The sequence below is a fragment of the Desulfobaculum sp. genome, from assembly GCF_054921475.1.
Map to the genome: position 1 here is coordinate 1 of NZ_JBUDSW010000338.1, position 3,155 is coordinate 3,155.

Genomic DNA, 3,155 nt, shown 5'->3' on the forward strand with positions numbered 1-3,155 from the left:
CACCTGCGCATCACCTACCGGGTGCTGGCCCTGTACTGCATGACGCGGCTTCTTGGACGGCTGACCGGGGGCGGAGACGCCTACGAACGGGTGTAAGGACAGAGGGGCATGGACGAAAAAAAACTTGGATTCCGCCAGAGTGTGGCCCTTGGCCTGCGGTATTGGCCGACCTTCATCAAGCTGCTGCCCAAGCTGTATGTGGAGCGCTTCAACCAGCGCAAGGAGCTGGGCTTTCCGCGCATCATCACGGTGTTTGCCACGGAGCGGTGCAATATGCGCTGCCCCATGTGCCTTGTGTGGAAATCGCGCGAGCAGTTTGGCGCGGACGGCGAGACCATCACCGCCGAGTCCATGCGCCCTGTGCTGGACGAGGCCGAGCCATGGGGCACGGGCTTTTACTTCACGGGCGGGGAGCCGCTCATGAACCGCGAGGTGCCGGACATCATCGCCATGGCGTCGCAGCGGCGGCTTCTGACCGGGCTGACCACCAATGGCCTGCTGCTGAAAAAGCGCGCGCAGGAACTGCTGGACGCGGGGCTGACCTTTCTCTCCGTGTCCATTGATGCGCGCGAGCCGGTGCACGATGCCAACCGGGGCCTTGAGGGCGCGTTTGCCCACGCAGTGGCGGGCATTGAGGCCATGCAGGACATTGCGGTGCTCCGGCGCTCCGTATTTCCCATCATCAAGCTGAACGCGACGTTTTTTCCTGAAAGCCTTGGCGATTTGGAATATCTGGTGGCCCTTGCCGGACGCCTTGGCGTGGCGGAAATTACCTTCCAGCACCTCAGCTTTGTGGATGACGTGTGCCGTGAGCCGCAGCGCCACTACGCGGAAAAGCTCCCCTATGGCGATTCCTTCCAAGGCATGGACGTTGGCGAGCGGTGTTTTTCTCCGGAGCAGATTCAGCGCATTGCGGCCTTTATGGCCAACGCGCCCGAGCTGGAGGCCCAGCACGGCGTGAAGGTGGGCTTTGGGCCATCGACCAACAGCGTGGAGGGCTACTATACGCCGGGGTTCCCGTCGCGGCAGTCGTTCTGCTCCATTCCGTGGTCGGAGCTGAGCATCCGCGCCAATGGCGATCTGGAGATGTGCCACGGGCACGTCATCGGCAACATCACGTCCTCGCGGGTGCACCGCGCATGGAAAAGCCCGGTTGCCAAGGAGTTCCGGTCCTTCATCGCGCGGCATCCCAATGCGCCGCCGTGCTACCGGTGCTGCGCCCTGAAATACCACTTTGCCGAAGGGGGAACATCATGACCATGCGCCAAAGCGCCGTTGCCGCCATGGTGCTGGCGCTGTGCCTGCTGACGTGTGCGGGCGCGGCCCGCGCCGCGGAGGACGCCCCGCCGCCGGACCCGCGCACCCTGATGGTGGACATTGTCCGCGACCCTTCCTTCACCTTGGAGACGGGCGTCTTTTTTGCGGACCAGAATGAGGAGGGCGCGGCGCTGCTTGACGCTGTCATGCGTGAGCGCGGCGTGAGCGGGCGGTTGCTCCTGAAAAAGGACCGTGAGCAGCCGGTGCAGATGACGCAGACGCTGACGGATTTTGCCCTGCCCATGATGGAATTTCGCAAGGTGAGTCCCGTACGGTACCGCATCCGCGTGCACGGCGCGCGGGGCGGGTTTCCGCTGTTGGTGAACGAGACCTTCCATCCGCAGTGGCGGCTGTACCTGCGCCCCTTTACGCCGCAGCCGCGACGGCAGATGGACGCCCTGCTCGCGCAGTACCGCATTCTGGAAGGCAACGAAGCCGGGCAGGCCGCGCCGGAGCGTGTGCGGGAGTTTATCGGCAAGGGCTGGGTGAGCACGCTGGGCGACGGCGCGGAGAAATCGCGCAAGCATTACGGTTTTGATGAGGACGGGCGCGACTACGTGGACCATGTGGAGACGTATACCGTGGACTTTGTCTCCCGCGCCTACCACCGCAGCATCCAAAACGACAACCTGCCCGCCGGGACCTACGACGAAAACTGGGGCGCAGGGCACATTGCCGCCAATGCGAAGGAGTGGTTGGACGTGGATGAGCCTTTTGCCCCGGCGCATTGGACAGCCTCGTCCGGGACGGGGGCCAGCTATCAGTGGCCCGCGGAGTTGCACTGGGTGGTCAACGGTTTTGCCAACAGCTGGTGGGTGGACCCACGCCTTGTGCGCCTGCTGCCTCAGGCAACGGAGAACCAGCCCGGCTACTGGCGCGAAGGACCGGAGGGTATCGACTTTGAAGTGGTGGTGGAATTTGAGCCGCAGCGGTATTTTTTAACTGGTGCGGCCATCAGCCTTGGCACCCTTGGGGTGTGCCTTGTGGTGCTTGGCTGGTGCTGGGTGCGGCGGCGCAGGGAGCGGTAGCGCGGGGCGCTTTTCACGCAGGCCAAAGCTAGGCAAAAAAGAAACGGCGGGCCGTCCCTTGTGGGGCGGCCCGCCGCTGTGTGTGCATGGGTGCGGAGATTAGCGTCCGCCGAGGTCGAGGTGCATGTCCTTGGGCCACTCAAGGGAGTAGCCGTACTGGATGCGCTCCTCTGCGCCGGGGGCGAGGGTGGCGGTCCAGACGGCAAGGCCGTCCTCCTTGTCCGCGCCGCCAAGGCGCATATCCACGGAGATAGCCTTGTCGCGCAGCTGGGGCAGGGCGTCCTCCACGCGGATGTCCACCGGCGTGGCGTGCTGGTTGCGCACGGTGAGGGTCCAGTTCCAGTCGTAGGTATTCTTGGTGGTCAGGAACCCTTCACTGCCGGAGGTCTTGTCGTCCGTGGTCAGGGACACGTTAAGGAACGGGTCCGCGCCGAAGTAGAGGTCCGCCGTGGTCTCGTTCATGGCAAAGCTGCGCTTGTGGATGAAGGCCGAGTCCAGAAGGAACGAGGCCTCGCCGCGCGGCAGTCTGGGGGCGGCGTCCAGCTTGATGGCGGCGTGGACGTAGGCGCGGTCCGATACCTGCGGGCGGATGATGGCGTCAAAGTCGGCCTTCCACGTCAGGCGGCGCAGGGCAATGCGCCGGGTGTCGCCGGACTGGATGGACACGGTGCCTGCGTCGTATTCGTCAAAGGCGGTGCGCTGGGTGGCCTGTGGTCCGCCAGCAGCGGGGGCGGCCATCATGGCCATTTCCACATTGGCGTCAGCGGCGCGCAGGGTTTTGACGCGCGGGCGTACCTGTACGGGCTGGAT

At 64.6% G+C, this 3,155-nt stretch carries 3 protein-coding genes; 2 read left to right on the plus strand and 1 reads right to left on the minus strand.

The genetic code is table 11. From position 1 onward, the window contains the following. The first annotated feature begins 108 nt into the window (after positions 1 to 108). Complete coding sequence (locus tag ACY69P_RS15535) at positions 109 to 1,257, plus strand: radical SAM protein (RefSeq protein WP_462328134.1); 1,149 nt, start codon at positions 109 to 111, stop codon at positions 1,255 to 1,257. Then, positions 1,254 to 2,345: a hypothetical protein gene (locus tag ACY69P_RS15540; RefSeq protein WP_462328135.1), complete on the plus strand. Its 1,092-nt coding sequence runs from the start codon at positions 1,254 to 1,256 to the stop codon at positions 2,343 to 2,345. The genes ACY69P_RS15535 and ACY69P_RS15540 overlap by 4 nt, the downstream gene beginning before the upstream one ends. 99 nt (positions 2,346 to 2,444) lie before the next feature. On the opposite strand, the gene ACY69P_RS15545 is transcribed toward ACY69P_RS15540, so the two are convergent. After that, on the minus strand, positions 2,445 to 3,155 hold a 711-nt coding region (locus ACY69P_RS15545), incomplete at its 5' end, for a DUF4139 domain-containing protein (RefSeq protein ID WP_462328136.1).

Coding starts and splice junctions, on each gene's coding strand:
- ACY69P_RS15535 (WP_462328134.1), top strand. CDS start 109: ATGGACGAAAAAAAACTTGGATTCCGCCAGAGTGTGGCCCTTGGCCTG.
- ACY69P_RS15540 (WP_462328135.1), top strand. CDS start 1,254: ATGACCATGCGCCAAAGCGCCGTTGCCGCCATGGTGCTGGCGCTGTGC.